The sequence below is a fragment of the Sphingobium limneticum genome (genome assembly GCF_008710155.1).
Classification (GTDB): Bacteria; Pseudomonadota; Alphaproteobacteria; order Sphingomonadales; family Sphingomonadaceae; genus Sphingobium; species Sphingobium limneticum.
This window is the reverse complement of sequence record NZ_VYPZ01000007.1, coordinates 205,866-228,845: the sequence shown is the minus strand read 5'-3', so window position 1 is coordinate 228,845 and position 22,980 is coordinate 205,866. Positions and strand designations below refer to the sequence as shown.

General features: G+C 64.9%; 20 protein-coding genes. 8 read left to right on the top strand and 12 right to left on the bottom strand.

The features are described from left to right. Positions 1–109 precede the first annotated feature (109 nt). Together F4U94_RS11430 and cysS are read right to left on the bottom strand one after the other, a co-directional pair. Positions 110–2,839 carry a CHAT domain-containing protein gene (locus tag F4U94_RS11430; RefSeq protein ID WP_150411912.1) on the bottom strand — a complete coding sequence of 910 codons (2,730 nt, stop codon included), beginning with the start codon at positions 2,837–2,839 and terminating at the stop codon, positions 110–112. Positions 2,840–2,859: 20 nt separating this feature from the next. Then, positions 2,860–4,362, bottom strand: coding sequence for a cysteine--tRNA ligase (gene cysS, locus F4U94_RS11425; protein WP_120250889.1), 1,503 nt, complete (start codon positions 4,360–4,362; stop codon positions 2,860–2,862). 99 nt (positions 4,363–4,461) lie between these two features. On the opposite strand from cysS, the gene F4U94_RS11420 reads away from it, so the two are divergent. The 3 genes from F4U94_RS11420 (at position 4,462) to F4U94_RS11410 (ending at position 6,485) form a co-directional block, all read left to right on the top strand. Further along, complete coding sequence (locus F4U94_RS11420; RefSeq protein WP_120250888.1) at positions 4,462–5,226, top strand: MerR family transcriptional regulator; 765 nt, start codon at positions 4,462–4,464, stop codon at positions 5,224–5,226. 255 nt (positions 5,227–5,481) lie between these two features. Then, entirely contained in the window at positions 5,482–6,192 is a 711-nt protein-coding gene (locus tag F4U94_RS11415; protein WP_150411911.1) for a Bax inhibitor-1/YccA family protein, read from the top strand. After that, a complete protein-coding gene (locus F4U94_RS11410; protein WP_120250886.1) occupies positions 6,192–6,485 on the top strand; it encodes a TFIIB-type zinc ribbon-containing protein in 294 nt (97 codons plus the stop codon). The genes F4U94_RS11415 and F4U94_RS11410 overlap by 1 nt, the downstream gene beginning before the upstream one ends. A gap of 144 nt (positions 6,486–6,629) precedes the next feature. Here F4U94_RS11410 and polA read toward each other — a convergent pair whose 3' ends face one another. Genes polA through F4U94_RS11390 form a run of 4 tightly spaced genes read right to left on the bottom strand, consistent with a single transcriptional unit; the run spans position 6,630 to position 11,964 of the window. Then, positions 6,630–9,413, bottom strand: a complete 2,784-nt coding sequence (gene polA, locus F4U94_RS11405) for a DNA polymerase I (RefSeq protein WP_120250885.1) — start codon at positions 9,411–9,413, stop codon at positions 6,630–6,632. Positions 9,414–9,454: 41 nt separating this feature from the next. After that, positions 9,455–10,183, bottom strand: a complete 729-nt coding sequence (locus F4U94_RS11400; RefSeq protein ID WP_232015731.1) for an anti-sigma factor family protein — start codon at positions 10,181–10,183, stop codon at positions 9,455–9,457. After that, positions 10,170–10,691 (bottom strand): sigma-70 family RNA polymerase sigma factor, encoded by a 522-nt coding sequence (locus F4U94_RS11395; RefSeq protein WP_120250884.1) that lies wholly within the window; start codon positions 10,689–10,691, stop codon positions 10,170–10,172. The genes F4U94_RS11400 and F4U94_RS11395 overlap by 14 nt, the downstream gene beginning before the upstream one ends. Before the next feature lie 7 nt (positions 10,692–10,698). After that, complete coding sequence (locus tag F4U94_RS11390) at positions 10,699–11,964, bottom strand: glycosyltransferase family 4 protein (protein WP_232015730.1); 1,266 nt, start codon at positions 11,962–11,964, stop codon at positions 10,699–10,701. A 137-nt stretch (positions 11,965–12,101) separates the two neighbouring features. Here F4U94_RS11390 and F4U94_RS11385 point away from each other — a divergent pair, with 137 nt between their 5' ends. Further along, positions 12,102–12,902 carry a transporter gene (locus F4U94_RS11385; protein ID WP_150411910.1) on the top strand — a complete coding sequence of 267 codons (801 nt, stop codon included), beginning with the start codon at positions 12,102–12,104 and terminating at the stop codon, positions 12,900–12,902. 1 nt (position 12,903) lies between these two features. Here F4U94_RS11385 and F4U94_RS11380 read toward each other — a convergent pair whose 3' ends face one another. After that, the gene (locus F4U94_RS11380; protein WP_120250882.1) at positions 12,904–14,055 is read right to left on the bottom strand and encodes a serine hydrolase; all 1,152 of its coding nucleotides are present in this window, start codon (positions 14,053–14,055) and stop codon (positions 12,904–12,906) included. 191 nt (positions 14,056–14,246) lie between these two features. Between F4U94_RS11380 and F4U94_RS11375 the strand changes: the two genes are divergently transcribed. Then, a complete protein-coding gene (locus tag F4U94_RS11375; protein ID WP_120252173.1) occupies positions 14,247–15,089 on the top strand; it encodes an alpha/beta fold hydrolase in 843 nt (280 codons plus the stop codon). A 116-nt stretch (positions 15,090–15,205) separates the two neighbouring features. Here F4U94_RS11375 and nadB read toward each other — a convergent pair whose 3' ends face one another. From nadB to F4U94_RS11360, 3 genes are all read right to left on the bottom strand, one after another. Continuing rightward, complete coding sequence (gene nadB, locus F4U94_RS11370; protein ID WP_120250881.1) at positions 15,206–16,810, bottom strand: L-aspartate oxidase; 1,605 nt, start codon at positions 16,808–16,810, stop codon at positions 15,206–15,208. A gap of 103 nt (positions 16,811–16,913) precedes the next feature. Continuing rightward, the gene (locus F4U94_RS11365) at positions 16,914–17,843 is read right to left on the bottom strand and encodes an ABC transporter ATP-binding protein (RefSeq protein WP_120250880.1); all 930 of its coding nucleotides are present in this window, start codon (positions 17,841–17,843) and stop codon (positions 16,914–16,916) included. Positions 17,844–18,077: 234 nt separating this feature from the next. After that, positions 18,078–18,368 carry a terminase small subunit gene (locus tag F4U94_RS11360; RefSeq protein ID WP_120250879.1) on the bottom strand — a complete coding sequence of 97 codons (291 nt, stop codon included), beginning with the start codon at positions 18,366–18,368 and terminating at the stop codon, positions 18,078–18,080. 134 nt (positions 18,369–18,502) lie between these two features. Here F4U94_RS11360 and F4U94_RS11355 point away from each other — a divergent pair, with 134 nt between their 5' ends. Beyond that, complete coding sequence (locus tag F4U94_RS11355) at positions 18,503–18,706, top strand: hypothetical protein (protein ID WP_145986231.1); 204 nt, start codon at positions 18,503–18,505, stop codon at positions 18,704–18,706. A 29-nt stretch (positions 18,707–18,735) separates the two neighbouring features. Here the strand turns inward: F4U94_RS11355 and purN are convergent, their stop codons facing one another. Beyond that, complete coding sequence (purN, locus tag F4U94_RS11350) at positions 18,736–19,686, bottom strand: phosphoribosylglycinamide formyltransferase (protein ID WP_120250878.1); 951 nt, start codon at positions 19,684–19,686, stop codon at positions 18,736–18,738. 102 nt (positions 19,687–19,788) lie between these two features. Then, positions 19,789–20,883: a phosphoribosylformylglycinamidine cyclo-ligase gene (purM, locus tag F4U94_RS11345; protein WP_120250877.1), complete on the bottom strand. Its 1,095-nt coding sequence runs from the start codon at positions 20,881–20,883 to the stop codon at positions 19,789–19,791. Between the two features lie 193 nt (positions 20,884–21,076). Between purM and F4U94_RS11340 the strand changes: the two genes are divergently transcribed. Both F4U94_RS11340 and F4U94_RS11335 read left to right on the top strand, forming a co-directional pair. Then, a complete protein-coding gene (locus F4U94_RS11340) occupies positions 21,077–22,342 on the top strand; it encodes a heavy-metal-associated domain-containing protein (RefSeq protein ID WP_120252172.1) in 1,266 nt (421 codons plus the stop codon). Then, positions 22,339–22,977 (top strand): HdaA/DnaA family protein, encoded by a 639-nt coding sequence (locus tag F4U94_RS11335; RefSeq protein WP_120250876.1) that lies wholly within the window; start codon positions 22,339–22,341, stop codon positions 22,975–22,977. Before F4U94_RS11340 ends, F4U94_RS11335 begins: the two co-directional genes overlap by 4 nt. The last annotated feature ends 3 nt before the right edge of the window (positions 22,978–22,980 follow it).

Here is a 22,980-nt window from a genome sequence, read left to right as displayed (position 1 = left end):
GGGACTTGCGTCCGCTGTTCGCCGAATGGGTGTTCGGCGAGGGCCTTTCGGAAGGGCAGTCGCAATAGCTTGGCCGTGATGACATTTACCGCTGACAGAACCATGCCAATTAGCTCTGACATCCACACGAATAGGCCGGCGACTGGCTATTGTCGCCCGCCGCCGTGTTGCAGGCGGACAGGATGACCCAGTCGGCGCCGATCCGCATCGTCGCCACCTCCGATGCGGTCAGCAGGCCGTCATCTTGGCGGTCGTCTGCGCCGGGTGGGGACAGCACCAGCGCCGGTTCGGTCACCCCCTCCATCTCGCCGCTCACTAACCCGTGCGTCGCGAACAGGATCACGCCATAGCCGGACAGGTCGCGCGTGCGCAGCGCTCGCTCATTGGCGTCCGCGCCGACCAGCAACGTGGTCCGCGCAGCGCCGAAACGATGCGCAACCGCCCGCAACTCGGCCTGCGATCCGGGCAGCGGCGGCAATTGGGACAGCGCCCGCGCGTCGCCGGCGCCGTTGCGAAAATATTGATTGGCCGCCAGCAGCATGCCTGCCCCGCCACGTTGGGTATCGTCGGATTGGGGATTGCCGAACAGTTGCGGCGCACCGACGCCCAGGAAGCGCTGATCACGCGCGGCGAACTGGCGCCGCTGGCTACCGCTGATGGAAAAGCCCGGCTGCACCTCGATCGCGAAGCGGTGGATCAGCCAGGGCGTGGCGCGTGTCACCGTTTCGACCGGCCGTTGCGGCAACATGGAGAAGGGGAGGGAGGCGAAGGCGCCCGTGGGCACGATGCGCAGGCTGCTGGCCCTGCCCAATGTAGCGAGAATGCCGGGCGTGAAGATCTGGCTGTAGAGGCTATGCGCGCTGGCCCGATCGAAACCCGCCGGCGTAAGCGAGCCGCGCAATGTCCCGACCAGTGCCACCAGCCCGGCCCGGTCCATCTGCGCCCGTTCGATGCGCTGCGTATCGGCGCCGATGGCGAGCAGATACACCCCGTCAAAGGCGGGCATCACCGCCAGCAGTGCCTCGTCCTTGCCAAGGCTGGCGCGCAGGGCATCGATATCCGGCCGCTCGCCACCATGTGCATCCACCCATCGCGGATAATCGCGGGCGATGGCGGCGCGTTCGACCTCTACAGTGGCGGCCAGCTCGGCCCGTTCGGCGCGCGCTTCGGCCACGCCGCTGTCGATCGCCAGCGCCTTGAGCAAGCGGCTGTCGGCGGCCTGCAACGTCTTCGTCCGGTCCTGAAGGCTGCGGACGCGCGCGGCCAGCGCCGGATCGGCGACCAGTCGTTGGGCGACCAGCCGATTGGCCTGGGCGATGCGCGATCCCGCCAGGATCGCCATCGCGTCCAGCGCCAGCGGCACATCCTGGGCTTGCCCCGCTATCGCCAGGATCGTGTCGAGCGCGGCGCGCTGTTCTTCGTTCAACTCGCCATCGTCATTGACGCTGGCGCTGTCGCGCAGCAGGCCGACCAGCTGGCGCGCCGCTGGCGCCAACGCTGCATCATCCTGCCGGGTCCAGGCGAGCAGCATCGCCGCCTGCGCCAGCGGGATGGCGGGGGCATTGTCGAGCTGCCGGGTTTCAGCGGCGAAGGCGTCGGCGGCGGCACGGGCCTCACCCCTGCGGTCGGTCGCCATCAATGCCGGGATCAGATAGGGATAGACGCGCTGACCGATGTCCCGGTCCTTGTCCGACGCGGCATGGACGCGCGCCAATGCGTCATCCATCCGGCCGATCGCCTGATCGCGATGGCCCTCCGCCAAAGCGGCCGACGCCGCGAAGGCGAGGGCGCGCGCGGATTGCGGACTATTCTCCCCCTCCAGCCCGCGAAAACCGCGCTCGGCTTCCATGAAAAGCGTTTCCGCGTCGGCATAGCGCTCCAGCGGCAGCATCACCGTGCCCAGATTTTGCAGGCCGAACTGGAAATAGAGGCTGCTGGTGCCCACCGTCTCGCGCTTGATGGCGATGGCGCGTTGCAGATAGTCCAGGCTCTCGGCACGGCGACCCGTGCGCGATAGCAGCAGGCCCAGCGCCTCCAGCGCACGGGCATAGCTCGGATGCTTGCGGTCGACATGGTCGGTGGCGATCTCGACCGCCATTCGCGCATATTTTTCCGCTTCCGTGTCGCGATCGGCGCGGGCGAGCATCTGGGCATAGCTGTAATAGGAGCCGATCGTATCGGCGCTGTTCGGCCCCGCGGCCAGGATGCGGGCCTCCATGCTGGCCTTTTGCGCTTCGGCCGCTTCATCGTTGCGGCCGAGGCGGGTCAGGGCCTGGGCGTGGGAGAAGGCGATGTTCGACCGCAGCATCTGGGTCGATTCATCCTGCTGATCGGGCGGGGTGCGCGCAATATAGCCGTCCATATAGGCACTGGCCTGCGCCAGCGTATCGGCTGCACCAGTGACGTCGCCCAGGGCAGCCTGGATGAAGCCCTTGATCGACAGGCCCTGCATCCAGGCGACGGGATAAGCGTCGGCATAAGGCGCCAACAGGGTGAGCCCATCGCTCGACCGGGTCAGCGCGTCGCTATTCCTGCCGTCGATCTGGTCCATGGAGGACAGGTTGATGAGCGCAACCCCGGCCAGCGGATGGGCCTTGCCATCCACCTTGGTCCGGATGGCGGCAGCGTGGAGGCGGTTCCAGGCGTCGCGGGTCTTTTGCGACATGGACAGGGCATAATCGTCGCTGTTGAACAGGTCGAACGCTTGGTGCTCCAGCACGTAGAGCCGGGCATGGCGGGGATCGGTCGTCGAAAAACCGGCGGGCGTCGCGGCAAAAGCTGTTGGCGCAGGCAGAGCCAGCGTCAGAAAGGCCGCCGAAACAACAGTGGAAAGTCTCATCTTGCCCCCACCATGACCACTCAGGCCAGCGTCAGCCGCCAGTCCCAGCGCAGCGGATCGCCGTCCATCACCTCGACCCCACGCGCCAGCAGGGCGTCACGAATGTCGTCCGACAGGGCAAAATCCTTGTCGGCACGGGCGGCGGTACGGCGTTCCAGTTCTGCCTCGATCTCATCCGGCGTGATCGTCGCCTCCTTCGGCTGGACACGCAGGTCTGCGCGGCTGAGCGTCAGCAGGTTGAGGCCTAGCGCCTGGTCGAAAGCGGCGATCAGGCAGAGTTTCTCGTCCACCGGCACCTTCTTCATGCCAATGGCTTCCTCCAGCAGAGGTAGGGCGCGCGGCGTCATCAGGTCGTCAGCGATCGCGGCGTCGAATTGCTCCAGCAACGGCGCCAGCTTGGGGTGCAGATTGGCCCGCAGATAGTCGATGCGCGGCGATTGCCACGTCACACCCTCGGCGCGCGCCTTCAAACCCTCGACGCCCATCACAAGTCGCTTGAGACGGGTGAGGGCTGCTGCCAGATTGTCGGCGCTGAATTCCAGTTCCGACCGGTAATGGGCGCCCAGGCACAGCAGGCGATAGGCGATCGGATGCACGCCCGCGTCGATCAGAGAGAAGAGCGTGGTGAAGCCGCCCTTCGACTTCGACATCTTGCCCTGGCGATCCACCAGGAAATTATTGTGCATCCACCAGCGCGACCCGGTGAAGCCGGGCTGCGCATCGGTGCAACCGCAATAGGCCTGATTCTGGGCGATTTCGTTCGGATGATGAATCTCGCGATGGTCGATGCCACCGGTATGGATATCGAATGGCTGGCCAAGGCGGGCCTGCGACATGACCGAGCATTCCAGATGCCAGCCCGGCGCACCCTTGCCCCATGGGCTGTCCCATTCCATCTGGCGCTGTTCGCCGGGCGGGGACTTGCGCCAGATCGCGAAGTCGGATGCGTTGCGCTTGCCCGCGACCGGATCGATCCGCGCGTGCGCGGCGTCATCTCGACCGCCGGCCAGCGCGCCATAATCGGGCACGCTGCTGCTGTCGAAATAGAGGCCGCTGTCCAGTTCGTAGCAATGATCCGGCGCAATCTTTTCGGCAAAGGCGATCATCTGCGGCACATAGTCGGTCGCGACCGTCCATTCGCTGGGCGCGATGATGTTGAGGTCCGCGATGTTGGACTTGAACGCTTGCGTATAATGGGCCGCGATGTCCCAGATGCTCTTGGCGCTGGCCCGGGCAGCGGCCTCCATCTTGTCGTCGCCTGCGTCGGCGTCGCTGGTCAGGTGGCCGACATCGGTGATGTTGATGATGTGGGTCACGGCCAGCCCCTTCCACAACAACGTCCGGCGCAGCGTGTCGGTGAAGACATAGGCCCGCAGATTGCCGATATGGGCATAATTATAGACGGTCGGGCCGCAGCTATAGACGCGCGCATGGTTCTCCTCGATCGGCGCAAACGGCTCGATCGTGCGGGTCAGGCTGTTGAACAGGCGCAGCGGCGCGGCGATATGCTGGTCGTCGGACATAGTGGCAAGCCATGTCGCGAAGCGGGGCGGGCGTCAACGGGGCAGGGCACGCAAAAAAGCGCTTGAACTTGACCCAGCGTCAACCGCTATCCCGGTTGCATGACCGATCTGATGGATATCGCCGCCGTCGTCCGCGCCACCGGACTCACCAGCCGGGCGCTACGCTTCTATGAAGGGCGCGGCCTCGTCGCGCCATTACGCACGGCGTCGGGTCGGCGCATGTTCGGGCGGAGCGATCTTCTGCGGCTGCACCGGATCGTCACGCTGAAACGTGCGGGCTTCAGTCTGGCCCAGATCGAAAAACTGTTGAACGATCGCTCGATTGATCTGGCGCCGCTTCTGCGCGCGCAGATCGCCGCGCTCGATGAACAAGCGGAGGGGCTGGCGCAAGCGCGCGCCCATCTCGCCACAGCCTTGTCTCGCATCGACCGTGGCGAGCCGCTCGATGCTGCGACCCTTTGCTCGCTGATCCGAACCGGAGAGACAATGATGGATCAGGAAAAATGGAAGAGCGTGACCGACCTCTATATAAGCACACAGGCGGAAGCCGACTTTGCCGATGCGCAGACTGCATTGCCCGCCGATTTCGATCAGGCTGCCTATGGCGCGCAATGGTCGGAACTGACCACGCGTATTGCCGCAGCGTTGCCGCTCGATCCAGCGTCCGCCCAAGCGCGGGCATTATATGACGAATGGCAAAGATTGCTTGCCCCGTTCATGGCCGTCGCGACGCCGGCGATGACACAGGGGGTTACGCGTCTCTATGACAATATCGGCGAATGGGAAGCGGATCAGGCCCCGCCTTTCTCTGCCGATGTCTGGGCCTTCATCACGGCAATGGGGAAAGTCTGCAAGGCACGCTGACCATATGGGGATCGGGCGTTTGTAATAAATTGTTGCACGAGGACCGATCCCTTGCAGCCAGGCATTGGGCATCCGATATTGTTGATGCGGGCCGGGCCCCTCTGGCGACATGGATTTCCCCCTGATCCCTGTCGCGATGTCGGACCGCATCGGGTGTGCCCGGTGCTGGTTTTTGCGGCGATTTGCCCCCTCTCGTTGCCGCAGGAGACCGCACCGGGCCACTCGAACCACATTTTGATGGAGTGAGTGTTTCCGATGAATAATCCCGTTCGCATGCCGGGCTATGGTGCCAGCCAGACGGCGCAGACCGATGCCGGCCTGCGCGCGCACATGCTGGGCGTCTTTCGCAATATGGGTATCGGCCTGGTCATTACCGGGCTGGTCGCCGCTCTGGTCGGCAATACGCCCGCGCTGGCTGCCGCCATCTATGGCACGCCGCTCAAATGGGTGGCGATCTTCGCGCCGCTGGCTTTCGTCTTCTTCTTCAGCTTCCGAATGGAAAAGATGACGACATCGGGCGCGCGCACCGCTTTCTATGCCTTCGCCGCCGTCATGGGCGTGTCGCTGGGCAGCGTATTCCTGGTCTTCACCGGCGGCAGCATCGCGCAGGCCTTCTTCTCGGCCGCCGTCATGTTCCTCGCCATGGCGCTCTGGGGCTATACCACCCAGCGTGACCTGACGAAGATGGGCAGCTTCCTGATGATGGGCCTGATCGGCATCATCGTCGCCAGCCTGATCAACATCTTCATCGGCTCCTCGGCGATGGCGATGGTCATCTCGATCATCGGCGTGGTGGTCTTCACCGGCCTCACCGCCTGGGACGTGCAGCGCATCAAGTCGGAATATTTCTATTATGCCGGCCATGAGGTTGCCGGGAAGATGCAGGTCATGGGTGCGCTGTCGCTCTACCTCAACTTCGTCAACCTGTTCCAGATGCTGCTCAGCCTGACGGGTGAACGCGAATAATGCGCGATCCCGCACAAGTGTCCGCGATGCTCTGCCCGGTCTGTCATGTCGGATTGGCGATGACGGATCGGCAGGGGGTGGAAATCGACTATTGCCCGCAATGCCGGGGCGTCTGGCTGGACCGGGGCGAACTGGACAAGATCATCGAGCGATCGGGGCAGGTGAAGGCACCCACGCCGCAGTCCGCACCATTTGCGCAGCAGAGCTACCGACCGGACCGCGACTATCGCGACGACGAACGCGGTTACCAGAAAAAGCGCAAGAAGAGCTTTCTGGAAGAGCTGTTCGATTGAGAAAAGGCCGGTCCAGAGCCTTTTCTGTTGGCGAAAAAGGGAGATCCCAGCGTTCGCTGGGATGACGGCGTAGATAAGGGATATGTGACCAACCTCGTCATGCCAGCGAAGGCTGGCATCTCTCTCTTCTTCTTATTCACTCCATCAATGCGCCGCGCCCCAGCTTGAGCCGGTGCCGATCTCCACGCCCAGCGGGACGCTCAGCTTTACGATCGGTTCGGCCGCGCTTTCCATCACCTGCCGAATGACCGCGCTCGCCGCTTCCACGTCACCTTCGGGCAATTCGAACACCAGTTCGTCATGCACCTGAAGCAGCATCTTCACGCTAGGCAGGCCCGCCGCCTCCAGCGCCGGTCCCATGCGGACCATGGCCCGCTTGATGATGTCCGCGCTGGTGCCCTGAATGGGCGCATTGATTGCCGCGCGTTCGGCACCCTGCCGTTCATGCTGGACCGCTGCCTTGATGCGCGGAAACCAGGTCTTCCGGCCGAACATCGTCTCGGTATAGCCGCGTTCCCGCGCCTTCTCGATCGTCTCGTTGATATAGATGCTGATGCCGGGGAAGCGCTCATAATAGCGGCTGATCATGTCCTGCGCTTCGTCCGCGCTGATCTCCAGCCGCCCGGCCAGCCCCCAGCGCGAAATGCCGTAGAGGATGGCGAAGTTGATCGTCTTCGCCCGCCCGCGCGTGTCGCGATTGATCTCCCCGAACAATTCCTGCGCGGTGCGGTTGTGGATGTCCTCACCCGCCTCGAAAGCCTCCTTGAGCGCCGGCACATCGGCCATATGCGCCGCCAGCCGCAGTTCGATCTGGCTATAGTCCGCAGCCAGGATGACATTGCCCGGTTCCGCGACGAAGGCATGGCGGATCTGGCGGCCGACTTCGGTGCGGATCGGGATATTCTGGAGGTTCGGATCGGTCGAGGACAGCCGGCCGGTCTGCGCGCCGGTCAGCGAGTAACTGGTATGGACGCGGCCCGTATCCTTGTTGATCTGCGCCTGAAGCGCGTCGGTGTAGGTGGATTTGAGCTTCGAGAGTTGCCGCCATTCCAGCACCTTGCCGGCAATCGGCGCGCCTTGAGCGGCCAGCTGCTCCAGGATGGTGACGTCGGTGGAATAGGCGCCCGACTTGCCCTTCTTGCCGCCCTTATATCCCATCTTGTCGAACAGGATCGCGCCCAGCTGTTGGGTCGAACCGATCGCGAAAGGCTGGCCGGCAATCTCGTGGATTTCCGTTTCCAGCGCGGCGATGCCAGCGGTGAATTCGGCCGAAAGGCGCGACAGATGCTCGCGGTCGACCTTGATCCCGCGATGCTCCATCTGGGCGATCACGCCGACCAGCGGGCGGTCCACCAGTTCATAGACGCGGTTCGCGCCTTCATTGGCGATCCGGCCTTTGAACCGCTTCCACAGGCGCAGTGTCACGTCCGCATCTTCGGCCGCATATTCGGTGGCGCGGGGCAGGGGGACTTCGGCGAATCCGATCTGGCTCTTGCCGGTGCCGACTACCTCCTTGAAGCTGATGCAGATATGATTGAGGTGCGTTTTTGCCGCTTCGTCCATGCCGTGGCCGGCAAGGCTTTGCCCGGCGTCCAGGTCGAAGCTCATGACGATGGTGTCGTCATAAGGCGCGATCTCGATCCCGTGACGGCGCAACACGGTCAGGTCATATTTCAGATTCTGGCCGATCTTGAGAACGGCGTCGTTCTCCAGCAGCGGCTTCAGCTTCGCGATGACCAGCGCCTTGTCCAGCTGTTCGGGCCGTTCCGCGAACATATCCGTGCCGCCATGGCCGACGGGAATGTAGCAGGCCTTGTTCGGACCTGTGGCGAGGCTGATGCCGACCAGCTGGCAGGACACGCAATCGAGCATGTCGGTTTCCGTATCGACAGCGACCAGCCCCTCGGCATAGGCGGCGGCGATCCAGCGATCGAGCGCTTCCTGCGTCACCACCGTTTCGTAAAGGCTGCGGTCGATCGCCGGTTCTTCTACCGGCGCCGGGGCAGCGGGGGCGTCCTCTACGCCGACGGCGCTGGTCGCAGCCACCACAACAGCAGCGGCTGGCGCGCCGAGGCGGTTGAGCAGCGTCTTGAAGCCATGGTGCGATAGAAATTCCTGCAAGGGTTCCTTGGGAATGCCCTTGAGCGTCAGGTCGTCCAGCGGCTCGGGCAGGTCCATGCTGTCATGCAATGCCACCAGCCTGCGGGACAGCCGGGCCATGTCGGCATGAGCGATCAGATTTTCCTGCATCTTCGACTTCTTCATCGAAGGCGCTGCGTCCAATGCGGCTTCCAGTGACCCATATTCGCTGATCAGCTTCGCCGCCGTCTTAGGGCCGATGCCGGGAATGCCGGGGACGTTATCGACGCTGTCGCCCATCAGCGCGAGGACGTCGCCCAGCTGTTCGGGCTGCACGCCGAACTTGCCGACGACATAGTCGGCGCCGCGCCGTTCATTCTTCATCGTGTCGTACATATCGACGCCGGGCTGGATCAACTGCATCAGATCCTTGTCGGAGCTGACGATGGTGACATGCCATCCCGCGCGCACGGCCGCCTGGGTGTAGCTCGCGATGATGTCGTCGGCTTCGAATCCGGCTTCCTCGATGCAGGGGAGGGAGAAGGCGCGGGTCGCGTCGCGGATCATCGGAAATTGCGGGATCAGGTCTTCCGGCGCGGGCGGGCGGTTCGCCTTATACTGGTCGTACATATCGTTGCGGAAGGTGTGCGAACCCTTGTCCAGCACCACGGCAAGATGCGTCGGGCCTTCGGTTTTGCCCAGTTCCTCTGCCAGTTTCCACAGCATCGTCGTATAGCCATAGACCGCGCCTACGGGCTGGCCATGCTGGTTGGTGAGCGGAGGAAGCTGGTGATAGGCGCGGAAGATATAGCCGCTGCCATCGACGAGATAGAGGTGATTCTGGGTCATGGGGGGAGGGGATAGCGGGTAAAGAGCGCCCCCTCCAGCCTTCAGGACCAGTCGCGCGTCAATGCCTCCGCCGTGGCGTCCATCAGGCGCGGCTCCCCGCTGCCGGTCAGCGCGTAGGACATGTCGCCGCGCCGCCAATAGGCGACCGATTCCGCGCCTTCCTGCACCGCGTCGGGGCGTTCGGGCGCGCGGCTGCGATCGCGCAGCGCAAAGAGCGAGAAATTCTGCCCGCCCTCTGTCTTGACCGCGATCACCAGCGCCGGACCGCGCTCGGTGGGAAAAAGCTGAACGTCGGTCACGCGCCAGTCGTCCGGGAGATGCGGCATGGCGATGCGCGTATTGGACGCGATTTCGCGGGCATCATATTTGGGTGTTTCGACCTGCGACACCATGGCCGCGCGCATCATGGCGATGCGGTGGGAGTTGACGGCATAGTCGACATAGTCGGGCGGGCCGGAGGGGCGCAGGAAAACCAGTGCCAGCCCGGCCGCTGCCGCCAGCGGGGCCACCAGAGGCAGGGTACGGCGCCAGCGTGGCTTGGCCGGGGTGGCCTGCAACCGGGCGGCAGCGTCACGCACGGCTTGCGGCGCGGTGCTGGGACGGGGCGCCATCAGCCTTAGCGCGCTGCGGGTGGACAGGTCGGCCATGACCTGCGCGGCCTGATCGGGGTGGCGCGACAGGTGCGTTTCCACCACGAAACGGCGGGGCAGGTCCAACTGGTCGTCGACATAGGCGTCGATCTCCACCGCGTTCACGTTATTGGTCATCATGTCCTCCCACCAGCCGCAGATGCGGATGGACTTTCCCCATTTGCCCTTCGCGCAGTGCGGCGCGTGCGCGCGATAGCCGCGACATCACCGTGCCGATCGGTACGCCCAATATGTCTGCCGCCTGCTGATAGCTCATCCCCTCGATCGCGGTCAGGTGCAGCGCCGCGCGTTGGGCGTCGGGCAGGGCGGCGAAACCCTGTGCGATTTCCGCTAGCCGCACATGCTCTTCCTGTTGAGGATCGACGCTGGACAACAGGGTTTCTGCAAATCGGTCGTTGCGCCGCGTTTCGGCGGCCTGACGTCGCTTGTCCGAGACGAAGACATTGTGGACGATCGCCAGCAGCCAGCGGGTGCGGCTGCGTTCCGGCTGATAGGTCGCCTTGCGCTCGATCGCGCGGAGCAGCGCGTCCTGCACGACGTCGTCGGCATCCACATCGTCACGGGCGAGCGAACGGGCATAGCGGCGCATCGCCAGCAGATCGGCCTCCATGTCGTGCGCATCGTCCATCGGCGGCTTATCCAGTGCCCGCGCGGGCGGAGCAAGCGGCGATCATGGGCGCCTGCCGATCGACCGGAACGGGGATGCCGAGCAGGCCGGCATAAGCGCGCACGACCGATTGCAATACATCGTCCCAGCGGTGCCGGCTGGCGGCGTCCGCTGCCGCCTGGCGCATAGTCGCCAGCCGAGCCGGAGCGCCGATCAGCATCGTCGCAGCATCGGCATAGGCGTCCGCGTCGGTAGCCGGCAGCAACAGCCCTGTGCGGCCTGCATCGATCAGGCTGGCGGCGCTGGGCACATCGGCGGACAGTACGGCTAGGCCAGACGCCATGGCTTCCAGATTGACGTTGCCAAACGCTTCGGTGACGCTGGGGTTGATGAGCAGGTCTGCACTCGCCACCGCGCGGCCAAGGTCGGCGCCGCTCAGATGACCCATGAAATTGGCGTTGGGCAGGCGCTGGGCCAACCAGGAGCGGGCCGGGCCTTCGCCGACGATGAGTGGGCGCACGTCATGCCCGCGTGCGCGGATCGCCGCGATGCTGTCGGCAAAAACCCCCAGCCCCTTTTCCAGCACCAGCCGGCCGAAGAAAAGCGGCACCACATCCTGATCCGTATAGCCGAGCGCGGCGCGTAGGGCAGGGTCGCGCAGTGTTGGTGCGAACTGGGTCGGGTCTATGCCACGTCCCCAGACGGAAACCCGCGCGGTACCATGGCGTGCTGCCATCTCGTCCCGGATGGGTGGGGTGGGCGCCAAAATGCAGTCGGCGTCGCCGTAGAAACGGTCGAGATAACGTTCCATCGTGCCGCGAAGGAAGCCGAGGCGATAATAATCAAGATAGGTTTCGAAGCGGGTGTGCAGGCTGGCGACGACCGGGATGCCGCACGCCCGCGCATGTTTCTGCGCCTGTCGGCCGAGCAGGTCGGGGGCGGAGAGGTGGACGATGTCTGGCGCAAAAGCGTCAAGATCGCGACGTACCCCGCGCGTCAGGCCGATGGCCAGGCGATATTCGGGGCGGCCGGGCAGGCTGAGCGAGGGTACCGAACGGACCTCACCCACCGAGGCAAAGGCGGGTTGCGGGGCGGTGGGCGAGTAAATCCGGACCTGCGCGCCGATCCGGTGCAACAGATGATCGACCAACCGATTGAGCGCGCGGTTCGCGCCATCGCGCACACAGTCATAATTGCCGGAAAAAAGCGCGATGCGGATGGGACGGGTGCGGTGCGCATCCGGGCGGATGGGCACGACGGTGGAACGGGTCGGGGCAGGGAAGATGGCATTCATGCCCGGCATACGCCTGCCGGCCGGTGATTATTCCATCAGATATGGTTGTGACAGCCTCTTCTTACGACGGCGCGCGGGAACGCGATTATGTCCGGTCGGTTTCCTGCTATGTCATCGGCAACAAGAGGGGGAATGGGATGAAGCGGATGTGGATGCTGCTGATCGCGCTGATGCCGGTAGCGGCGATGGCGCAGGCGGAAGAGCCGCGCGACCTGTGCACTGACCGGCCGGGGCTGGGCACGCCGGCCTGTACGGTCGACAAGGGGCGGGTCGTGGTCGAAGTGGGGCTGGGCGACTGGACGCGGGAGCAGGATGGGCAAAGTCGCACCGACACGCTTCAGACCGGCGACATGCTGGTGCGGCTGGGTCTGGCCGATCATCTGGAGGCGCAGGTCGGATGGACCGCCTTTGGCCATGTGCGCACGCGCGACAGGATGAGTGGAGCGGTGGACAGCGATAGCGGCGTCGGGGATGTGCGGGTGGCGCTGCGTCGGAACCTGAGCAACCCGGATAGGTCGGGCTTTTCGGTGGCGGTGATGCCTTATGCGTCCTTGCCGGCGGGGGGATCGGCCATCGGCGATGGCGATTGGGGGGCTGGGCTGTTGCTGCCGGTGAGTGTCGACATCGGGCATGGCCTGTCGCTGGAGCTGGTGCCGGAGATCGACGCGGCGGTCGATGAGGACCGGTCCGGGCGGCATGTCGCCTATGGCAGCGTCGCCGGACTGGGCTTCGACCTGAGCGACAAGCTTTCCGGCACGATCGAAGCCTCGCTGATGCGGGACGACGATCCGGCCGGCCATGCTACCGAGGCATTGGCCGGCCTGTCCTTCGGCTGGCAACCCAGCGACGACATGCAGTTCGACATTGGCGTCAATGCCGGGCTGAATGCGGACAGCCCGGACGGGGAAGTCTATTTCGGCGTCGTGCGCCGCTTCTGATTTAGCGCGGTTCGTGGTTGGCCACGACCGCCTTGGCCACGGCCTGCATCAGCGCCCAGCGTTCGGGGATGCCGACCGTGGTCGATCCGATCATGACCGCCACGGCATAGCTGGTGCCGTCCGGCGCGGTCATGATACCGATATCGTTGAAGCCGGTGGAGCGGGGCGGCAGATCCTGACCGGTGCCGGTCTTGTGCAGATAGGACCAGCCCGGCGGGACGCCGCCCTTGATCCGTTGCGGCCCGGTCTTGGCTTCCGACATGATCGAGAGGAGCAGGCGCGAGGAGGCGGGCGACAGCATGTCATTCTGCTTCAACTTCGCCAAGGCCTGCACGATCGAGGAGGGCGCCGCGCCGTCGGGCGGGCTGGCGAGATAATTGTCGAGCGCCTTTTGTCGCACCGCCATCGGCAGTTTCGCGCGGGCGGCGTAGAAATTGCGACCGATCGCATAATCCTGTCGCCAGTCCAGGCCTGCGGTGGCCGATTGCAGCAGCCGTTCGCCCGGACCGAAGCGGATATCCTTGATCATCCGTCGCGCCAGGAAACCGCGCACAGCCTCCGGTCCGCCCACGGCGCGCAGTAGCGTATCGTTGGCGGTATTGTCGCTCTGCGTCATCGCGCGGCGCATCAGGTCGGAATAGCTGGTCGTCCAGCCGCCATTTTGCGCCACCAGCGCAGCGGTCGGCTGGTGAAACAGGGTCAGGTCGTTGCGGGTGATGGTGGTCGTGTCGGTGATGCGCAGCTTGCCGCGATCCACCGCGTCGAGGAAGGTCATCGACACCCAGAGTTTCGACACGCTCTGCTGCGGGAAAAGCGAGGTGCCGTTCCATGCCACGGTCCAGTCCGCACCGATGCGGCGGACGGCGATGCCGACCTTGCCCCGGAAACTCTGACCAAGGTTGCGCACGACGCTGACCAGCGCGGGGGGCGGTGTCTCATTCTGGTCGATGTCGCGATAGGGCAAAGGCGGATTGGCGACGGGGCGGATCGGCCATGTATTGGTGGTCGGCTGTGGCCGGCCGGGGATCGGCTTTTGCGGTATGGCGGCCGCCGCCTGCGCACGGGGCGGCTCGGGTGCGCTTACACAGGCGGACAATGCCGCAACCAACAGGACCAGACGCGCCGAAGCCGCCCGGTTTTCATTCGATCTCATTAGCGTCCCCGCACTCTCTCAATGCACAATAGGGGCGGTCCGCCGATCGTCCGGCAAGACCCATGCGACGAATGATTCCACAAATGCGATGTAAGGAGGATGAACGATGCAACCGTCTGATGTGGAGCAAGATCATTCCGTTGCGGCGTCATTCTGTTGCGGTTCAGGGGCGGGCGGGCAATAGCGGGCATATGACGACGAACGGACTGGATAGGCGGGCGCTGCTGCTGGGCGCCATGGCGGCGGGCATGGTGGCGCAGGGCGGCACGGCATGGGCGGCGCCCTTCGTTTCGCGGCGCATCGCCATGAATGTGCGTGGCGCGGGGCGTGACGTGATCCTGATTTCCGGCCTCGCCAGTGGCCCCGGCATCTGGAACGGGGTGCTGGGCGGGGTGCCGGGCTATCGCTATCATCTGGTGCATGTGCGCGGCTTTGCCGGGCTGGCGCCGGAGGGCAATGCGAGCGGTGCGCTGCTTCAGCCGATAGCGGACGAGATCGCCCGCTATGTCACCGCCGCCGGCCTCAAGCGCCCGGCGATCGTCGGGCACAGCATGGGCGGTACGCTGGCCATGTTGCTGGGCCTGAAAGGGTTGGCGAGCCGGGTGATGGTGGTGGACATGCTGCCGGCCGGCGCGGCGATGGTCGGCGGAACGGCCAGCGGCATGGGCTATCTGGCCGATCAGTTGAGCGGTTATTTTACCGGGACGCAGGCGGGGCGCCGCTATCTGGCGCAGATCGTCGCGCAGGCGCCGGGGGCCAAGGGCAGCGACCCCGATGTCATCGCCAATGCGCTGCGCGACCTGGCCAATACCGATCTTGGACCGCAACTGTCGCGGCTGACCGCACCGCTGGAGGTGGTCTATGCGGTGGGCAGCGATGCGCAGCAGGCGGCGTCGATCACACGCAGTTTCCAGAGCGCCTATGCGGGCAAGAAGAGCGCTTTGCTGAAGCCGCTGGGGCCGAGCGGCCATATGGTGATGGCCGATCAGCCCGCCCGCTTCAACGCGCTGCTCAAGGATTTTCTGACGGTTTGACACGGATCAAACCATGGCGGCGAGAGGGCGAGTAGGAAAGCATTTCCGCAAGCGCTTCCAGCGCGTCCCTCCCCAACCTCATGGCGCGGCGTCCCCCCGGACGGACGCGCCATTTTTTATGGCGCCAACACCGTGTCGACCGCGTCCGGCAACGTGTCGGGATAGTCTAGCGTGTAATGGAGTCCCCGGCTTTCCTTGCGGTGGAGGGCGGAGCGGACCACCAGACGCGCGACTTCCAGCAGGTTGCGCAGTTCGATGAGGTCGGGCGTGACGCGGAAATTGCCGTAATATTCATCGACTTCCTTAGAGAGCAGGTCGATGCGGTGCTGGGCGCGTTCCAGCCGCTTGGTGGTGCGGACGATGCCGACATAGTCCCACATGAAGCGACGGATTTCCTTCCAGTTGTGCTGGACGATGACTTCTTCGTCGCCATTGGTGACGCGGCTTTCGTCCCATGGCCGGATCGGCGGCGGGGCGGGGAGGTCGTCCCAGTTGGCGCGGATATGCTTGGCCGCAGCCTCGCCGAAGACGAAACATTCGAGCAGAGAATTGGAAGCCAGGCGATTGGCGCCGTGCAGGCCACTTTCGCTGACTTCGCCGGCGGCATAGAGGCCGGGCAGGTCAGTGCGGCCGTCCAGATCGATCACCACGCCGCCGCAGGTATAATGTTGCGCCGGGACGACCGGGATCGGCTCCTTCGTGATGTCGATGTCCAGGTCCAGCAGCCGGGCGTAGATGGTCGGGAAATGATGCCGCACGAAGGCGGGGTCTTTGTGGCTGATGTCCAGATGGACATAGTCGAGGCCCAGCCGCTTGATTTCATGGTCGATTGCGCGGGCCACGATATCGCGCGGGGCCAGTTCCTCTCGCGGGTCGAAGCGGGGCATGAACCGCTCGCCGCCGCCCGGCACGCCGGGGGGAAGCTTCAGATGGCCGCCTTCGCCGCGCACCGCTTCTGTAATCAGGAAATTCTTGATCTCCAGATTGTAGAGGCAGGTCGGGTGAAACTGGTTCATTTCCATGTTCGACACGCGGCAGCCTGCGCGCCAGGCCATGGCGATGCCGTCGCCAGTCGCGCCGCGCGGGGCGGTAGAAAAGAGATAGGTGCGGCCCGCGCCGCCGGTGCAGAGGATCGTCGCGCGGCCCAGCAGCGCGTCGACATGGCCGGTGCGGCGGTTGAAGGCATAGACGCCCCAGACATGGCCGTCGCCCGAATAGCGTTCCCCATGGCGGGAGGTGATGAGGTCGATGGCGACCATATCCTCCATCAGGGTGATGTTGGGGTTGGCGCGGGCGGCCTTGAGCAGCGCGACCTGCACCGCATGGCCTGTGGCGTCGTCGACATGGACGATGCGACGGTGGCTGTGGCCGCCTTCGCGAGTCAGATCCCAACGCTTGCCGAAGGCTTCGCCGCCATTGAAGGGCACGCCGAGGTCGGCGAGCCGCTCGATCGCGGCGGGGGCTTCGGAGACGACGAACTGGACCGTTTCCCGATCGTTGAGGCCGGCGCCTGCGACCATCGTATCTTCGACATGTGCCTCGAAACTGTCACCCGCGTCGAGTACGGCGGCAATGCCGCCCTGCGCCCAGTTGGTGGAGCCACCGTCCAGCGCGCCCTTGGCCAGCACCAGCACCTTGCGATCCTGCGCCAGGTTGATGGCGGCCGTCAGCCCCGCCGCGCCGGAACCGATGATGATGACGTCATGGGTGATGGTGGGCATAGGCTTCTCGATTATCCGGGTCTGTTCCCTATCCCGTTCGGTTCGAGCTTGTCGAGAACTCTGGCGCCAGGGTTCTCGACAAGCTCGAACCGAACGGAGGTGGTTAGGCCGCTGCAGTCAGGTTGAGGAAGACATCCTCCAGGTCGGGGTCGCGCGTCACGACGTCGACGATGGCGAGGCCGCTGGCCTGTACCGCGCTCAGCACCTGGCCGGCATTGGCGCGGTCTTTCATATAGGTGATGGTCAGCGTGCGGTCGCCGGACAGTTCGACTTTTTCAAAGCAAGGCGCGTCGGGAGCCACCGTCAGGTCGCGGTCCACCGTCACCTGCACGACCTTTTCCTGCGCCATGGCCAGGAGTTCGCGGGTCGGCTTGTCGGTGATGACCTTGCCATGGTTGATGATGCCGATGCGGTCGCACAATTCTTCGGCTTCCTCCAGATAATGGGTCGTCAGCACGATGGTGACGCCCAGCGCGTTCAATTCGCGGACATAGGCCCAGAGTTGCTGGCGCAGCTGCACGTCGACGCCGGCCGTGGGTTCGTCCAGCACCAGGATCGGCGGGCTATGCACCATCGCCTTGGCCACCAGCAGGCGGCGCTTCATGCCGCCCGATAGCGTGCGGGCATAGGCATGGGCCTTGTCGTCCAGATGGACGGCGCGCAGCAATTCCATCGTGCGACGGCGATCCTTGGCCACGCCGTAGAAGCCCGCCTGATTCTCCAGCGTTTCGAACGGCGTGAAGAAGGGGTCGAAGACGATTTCCTGCGGCACGATGCCGATCGAGTTCTTGGCGTTGCGGGGGTGCGCGTCGATGTCGAAGCCCCAGATGCTGACGTCGCCCTCGCTCTTGTTCACCATGCCGGCCAGGATGTTGATCGTGGTCGATTTGCCCGCGCCATTGGGGCCGAGCAGACCGTATATCTGGCCGCGCGGGATGGACAGGTTGATCCCGTCGAGCGCGCGCTTGCCGCCCTTATAGACTTTGGTGAGGTTGCGGATCTCGATCGCGGCGGGGGCGGGGCTGTCGGTCATGCTTGCTCTATGGGGATCGGCAGCGGGGAAGGGAAGGGGCGGATTGGCGCAGAGCGACGCGACAAGCGAAGTTCACACCGTTGCAGGGGGTGCAAGAAGGCGTTTTGGGGCAATTGCGACGGGTGGGCGACGGCAAGGCGACATCCGCGCGACGGTGACGCGACATTCGCGCGCCTGTTCTGCGCCGCCGACGCGACAGGCAGGCGACCGGATCGCGGCCGGGGGGCGACATGGTCAACGGCGGGGTGTCGGGCGGCGGGCCGGTTCCGGGGCGAAGGGATCGGCCATGCGCGCGGCGTGCAGCGCCATGGCATTGGCCCAGCTGCGATCGAACGCACTGCCGGAGAGGCGCGCGCGCAGCCGATGCGCGCTGGAGCGGGACATGCCCGCCACCTGCGCGGCGCGGTGGACGCTGCCATATTCGAGCAGCGCGGCGAGGAAGAGCCGCTGTTTCGTGGGTGTCCAGCGAGCGCGCGGGGCGCGGCGGGCAGGGACGGGCGGATGGGGATGAAGGGTCTGGTCCATCCGACAGGATGGATCAGAAAAGCCGCGAGTAGGAAAGGGGATTGGGTAGCCGGTGGCCACATTCAAAACCAGTCAGATATACCTATTTTTTCAAATGGTGTGCGTCATATTCAGTTTCACAACAGGAGGCATGAATGACCCTAGCTGATCAAATTGAAGATATTGTGGGTCGGCGAACCGACATGACTGAGGCAATGCTGGCTGAAGCGTTATTTGGATCCGCCGGTTATCAGCAGCGCGTTAACTCAACATGCAGGCGTATGATCAAAGAAGGACGCCTCAAACGAAGCGGAAGGGGGGGCGCAACTGATCCGTTCACTTACAGCTTGGCCCTGTAACGTTGCGGGCTAGGCTAGGTGAATATGGATTAAAATTCGTCCGCGATGTCCATCAGGCCGAGCAGTTTCTTGGGCGCGATCTGGCGCCAGCTGGCGCGCAGGCGGTCGGCGATATGGTCCCAGTCCGTGTCGCCCAGGTCCAGGCGGATGCCGACCCAGTCGGTGCCGAAATAGGCCGGGCGATAATAGCGTTCCGGATCGGCCTCCATCAGGGTCGCCTGTTCTTCCGGGGCGGTGGTCTTGACGAGAATGGCGATGATGCCGTCGCCATGATGGTCGCGGGTGAAATAGGCGAATTTCTTGCCCTTCACGATGCCGAAGCAGGGCATGCCGTGCGAGACGATCTCGTCCGCCTGCGGCAGGGCGAGGGCGGCCTCGCGCACCTTGTTCAGCAGCCAGTCGGGTTGCCGCTCGCGGGTGACGAAATCGGAGAGCGTGCGCGAATAGAGCTGATGCTCGGCGATGAGGATGCGGGCGGCGAGGCTGTCGGGCGTGTCGCCCGGCTGGATCGCCACCGGGGTCTGGGCCAGGACCGGGCCGTCGTCCAGATCGGCGGTGACGATATGGACCGAGCAGCCGGCATGGCTGTCGCCCGCGTCGATCGCGCGCTGATGCGTGTCTAGGCCCTTATATTTGGGCAGCAGGCTGGGGTGGATGTTGAGCATCCGATTGTCCCAGCCGGCAACGAATTCGGGCGAGAGCAGGCGCATATAGCCGGCGAGCGCGACATAATGGGCGCCGGCTTGCCGCAACTGTGCGTCGATGATCCGGTCGAATTCGGCGCGTTTGAGGCCTTTGTGGCTCTGGCCGAAGGTTGCGATGCCCTCTGCGGCGGCGAGGGTGAGGCCGGGGGCTTCAGGATCGTTGGCGGCGACCAGCACGATCTCATAGGGGCAATCGGCAGCCTTCGCTGCGTAGAGCAGGGCCGCCATGTTGGAGCCGCGGCCGGAAATCAGGACGCCGACTTTTGCTTTGGCCATTTCAAAACTCCGTTCGGTTCGAGAATCCTGAGCTTGTCCAGGGGCGAGAGCCCTTGCGCGCCGTTCTCGACAAGCTCGAACCGAACGGAGGTTGTGTAATTGTCAGCCCAGATGCGTGGCGGACCAGTCGGCCTTGGCGCTCCAGGTTTCGGTGCTGCCCTTGACGGTGCAGCCCTTGTCGCCTTCGCCGATCGCGCCGATGCGGAAGACGGTTTCGCCCGCATCCTCCAGCGATTTCGTCACGGCGGCGACATGGGCTTCGTCCACGGCCAGCACCATGCCGATGCCGCAGTTGAAGGTGCGCGCCATTTCTTCCGGCTCGATATGGCCCTGCGCCTGAAGGAAGGCCATCAGGCGCGGCTGTTCCCAAGCGTCGGCATCGACCGTGGCGTGGGCGCCCTCGGGCAGGACGCGCGGGATATTTTCCAGCAGGCCGCCGCCGGTGATGTGGGCCAGCGCATTGATCATGCCGGCGCGGACGAGGGGCAGCAGGCTCTTCACGTAAATCTTCGTGGGCGCCATCAGCGCGTCGATCAGCAGCACTTCATTGTCGAAGATGGCCGGGCGGTCGAGTTTCCAGCCCTTGTCGGCGGCCAGGCGGCGGACCAGCGAGAAGCCGTTCGAATGCACGCCCGAGGAGGCGAGGCCTATCAGCACGTCGCCGGTCTTTACCCGGTTGCCGGTCAGCGCCTTGGACCGTTCCACCGCGCCGACGCAGAAGCCGGCCAGATCATAGTCGCCCGGACCATACATGCCCGGCATTTCGGCGGTTTCGCCACCGATCAGCGCGCAGCCGGCCATGCGGCAGCCCTCTGCGATGCCGGCGATGACGCGCTCGGCGACGCCGCTCTCCAGCTTGCCGGTGGCATAATAGTCGAGGAAGAAGAGCGGCTCGGCGCCCTGGACGATGAGGTCGTTGGCGCACATGGCGACCAGGTCGATGCCCACGCCGTCATGGCGATCATGATCGATCGCCAGCTTCAGCTTGGTGCCCACGCCGTCATTGGCCGCGACCAGCAAGGGATCGTCATAGCCGGCGGCCTTCAGGTCGAAGAAGCCGCCAAAGCCGCCCAGTTCTGCATCGGCGCCGGGACGGCGGGTGGCCTTGGCCAACGGGGCGATGGCACGGACGAGGGCGTTGCCCGCGGCGATATCGACGCCAGCCTTGGCGTAGCTGTAGGATTCGTTGTCGCTCATATTTCCGGCCCCTAGAGCAAAGGGGCGGAAAACGGAACCTTCGATGTTGCTGGCATCTGTCCTGACGCCTGCGATCCGAACGGGGAAGGGGCGGGGGGAGTAAAATTTTCTATAGCTGTGCTGCGGCGAAAGGTGGGGATAAGTCGCGCCTTCGCGCTTGGCAGGGCGGGCAATGTTCGCCAAAAGGGCGCCCGTGAGCCTGAGCCAGACCCTTTCCCGCCCGGCAGCCTATGTGCGGCTGCTTTCGCGGCCCGTCCAGATCATCATCGCGATTCTGATCGGCCTGGCCGCGGCCGCCCTGTTCGCGCAGATGGAAGGCGAGCGCGGCGTGCCGCCGATCGCCAGCGGCGGCGATTTCGAAGTGCGCGGCGTCAAGGTCGACGTGCAGGCCAAGGATGCCGACACGGCGCGCTATGCCGGGTGGCGCATGGCGCAGCGGCAGGCATGGCGGATGTTGTGGAGCCGCACCCATGGCGGCGCGGGCGCGCCGGCCCTGTCCGATTCGCAGATCGAGGCGATGGTGTCGGGCATCGAGGTCGAATATGAGCAGAACGGCCCCAACCGCTATGTCGCGACGCTGGGAATCCTGTTCGATCGGGCGCGGACCGGCGCGTTGCTGGGCGTATCGGGCAATGTGATGCGGTCGCCGCCCTTGCTGGTGATTCCGGTGCTGTGGGATGGCGGTTCCGCCGTATCCTATGAGCGGACCAATGAGTGGCAGAAGGCCTGGGCGCGCTATCGCACCGGGGACAGCGCGATCGATTATGTGCGCGTCGCCGGCTCCATCGCCGACCCGATCCTGCTGAACGCCGGGCAGACCGGGCGTCGCGGGCGCTTGTGGTGGCGCGTGCTGCTGGACCAATATGGCGCGGCCGACGTGGTCGTGCCGATCGCGCGGCTGGACCGGGCCTATCCCGGTGGCCCCGTCACCGGTACCTTCACCGCGCGCTATGGTCCTGACGACAGTCTGATCGGCAGCGTCACGCTGCGCGCGTCCAATGACAGCGGCATTCCGCAGATGATGGACGAGGGCGCGCGCCGGATCGACGAGCTGTACATCCGTGCGCTCAATGACGGTCGCCTGCGGCCCGACCCGTCGCTGGTGATCGAGGAGCCGGTCGATCCCGCCGCGCTGGAGATCGAGAATGCGATCGAGGCGCCGGTCGAGGCGCTCGACCTGCCCACCGTTTCGACCGCTGGCGCCAGCTTCATCATCCAGTTCGATACGCCCGATGTCGCGTCGGTCGGATCGGGCGAATCGACTGTACGGTCGATCCCCGGCGTAAGGCTGGCCAATACGAGCAGCCTGGCGCTGGGGGGCACGTCGGTGATGCAGGTCAGCTTCGACGGCACGGCCGACATGCTGCGGGCAGGGTTGCAGGCGCGCGGCTTCAGCGTCGCGGCGTCCGGCAACACGTTGCGGATCACGCGGCGCCAGGCATCCCCGCCGCCGCAATGACCCAGATCAGCCTGCCCTTCGAACGGCATGGGGGATCAAGCGAAAATGATTTCCTGGTCAGCGATGCCAATCGCATCGCCGTCGCCCATCTGGAACGGTGGCGCGAATGGCCGCTGTCGATCAGCGTGCTGACCGGGCCGTCGCAATCCGGCCGAACCATATTGGCCCGCCATTTCGCGCAGATGAGCGGGGGCGAGGTGATCGACGACGCGCAAGCGCGCGACGACCATTTTCTCTTTCATGCCTGGAACGAGGCGCAGACCGCGCACCGGCCGTTGCTGATGATCGGCGATGCGCCGCCGTCCAATTGGGATGTGATGTTGCCCGACCTGCGATCGCGGCTGGCGGCCGCGCCGCATGTCGCGATCGAGGCGCCGGACGAGTTGCTGGCCCGTGCGCTCATTTGCCGAGCCTTCGATCTGGCGGGGGCGAGCTATGCGCCCGATGTGGCCGACTGGCTGCTGCGCCGGATCGAGCGCCGTTATGATGCGATCGCGCAGGTGACGGGGCTGCTCGATCGCGCCGCATTGTCATCTGGACGCAAGATTTCTGTCGCAATGGCGAAAGAGGCTCTGCAATCCGCAGGCTTTCTGCCTATAGTCCCGTCCGATCCTCCCCCTCCGCAACGCGAGTAATCC

What these genes read in the sequence shown, in the direction of transcription:
- F4U94_RS11430 (WP_150411912.1), bottom strand. Translation starts at nt 2,839, where the DNA reads ATGAGACTTTCCACTGTTGTTTCGGCGGCCTTTCTGACGCTGGCTCTG.
- cysS (WP_120250889.1), bottom strand. Translation starts at nt 4,362, where the DNA reads ATGTCCGACGACCAGCATATCGCCGCGCCGCTGCGCCTGTTCAACAGC.
- F4U94_RS11420 (WP_120250888.1), top strand. Translation starts at nt 4,462, where the DNA reads ATGACCGATCTGATGGATATCGCCGCCGTCGTCCGCGCCACCGGACTC.
- F4U94_RS11415 (WP_150411911.1), top strand. Translation starts at nt 5,482, where the DNA reads ATGAATAATCCCGTTCGCATGCCGGGCTATGGTGCCAGCCAGACGGCG.
- F4U94_RS11410 (WP_120250886.1), top strand. Translation starts at nt 6,192, where the DNA reads ATGCGCGATCCCGCACAAGTGTCCGCGATGCTCTGCCCGGTCTGTCAT.
- polA (WP_120250885.1), bottom strand. Translation starts at nt 9,413, where the DNA reads ATGACCCAGAATCACCTCTATCTCGTCGATGGCAGCGGCTATATCTTC.
- F4U94_RS11400 (WP_232015731.1), bottom strand. Translation starts at nt 10,183, where the DNA reads ATGATGACCAATAACGTGAACGCGGTGGAGATCGACGCCTATGTCGAC.
- F4U94_RS11395 (WP_120250884.1), bottom strand. Translation starts at nt 10,691, where the DNA reads ATGGACGATGCGCACGACATGGAGGCCGATCTGCTGGCGATGCGCCGC.
- F4U94_RS11390 (WP_232015730.1), bottom strand. Translation starts at nt 11,964, where the DNA reads ATGAATGCCATCTTCCCTGCCCCGACCCGTTCCACCGTCGTGCCCATC.
- F4U94_RS11385 (WP_150411910.1), top strand. Translation starts at nt 12,102, where the DNA reads ATGAAGCGGATGTGGATGCTGCTGATCGCGCTGATGCCGGTAGCGGCG.
- F4U94_RS11380 (WP_120250882.1), bottom strand. Translation starts at nt 14,055, where the DNA reads ATGAGATCGAATGAAAACCGGGCGGCTTCGGCGCGTCTGGTCCTGTTG.
- F4U94_RS11375 (WP_120252173.1), top strand. Translation starts at nt 14,247, where the DNA reads ATGACGACGAACGGACTGGATAGGCGGGCGCTGCTGCTGGGCGCCATG.
- nadB (WP_120250881.1), bottom strand. Translation starts at nt 16,810, where the DNA reads ATGCCCACCATCACCCATGACGTCATCATCATCGGTTCCGGCGCGGCG.
- F4U94_RS11365 (WP_120250880.1), bottom strand. Translation starts at nt 17,843, where the DNA reads ATGACCGACAGCCCCGCCCCCGCCGCGATCGAGATCCGCAACCTCACC.
- F4U94_RS11360 (WP_120250879.1), bottom strand. Translation starts at nt 18,368, where the DNA reads ATGGACCAGACCCTTCATCCCCATCCGCCCGTCCCTGCCCGCCGCGCC.
- F4U94_RS11355 (WP_145986231.1), top strand. Translation starts at nt 18,503, where the DNA reads ATGACCCTAGCTGATCAAATTGAAGATATTGTGGGTCGGCGAACCGAC.
- purN (WP_120250878.1), bottom strand. Translation starts at nt 19,686, where the DNA reads ATGGCCAAAGCAAAAGTCGGCGTCCTGATTTCCGGCCGCGGCTCCAAC.
- purM (WP_120250877.1), bottom strand. Translation starts at nt 20,883, where the DNA reads ATGAGCGACAACGAATCCTACAGCTACGCCAAGGCTGGCGTCGATATC.
- F4U94_RS11335 (WP_120250876.1), top strand. Translation starts at nt 22,339, where the DNA reads ATGACCCAGATCAGCCTGCCCTTCGAACGGCATGGGGGATCAAGCGAA.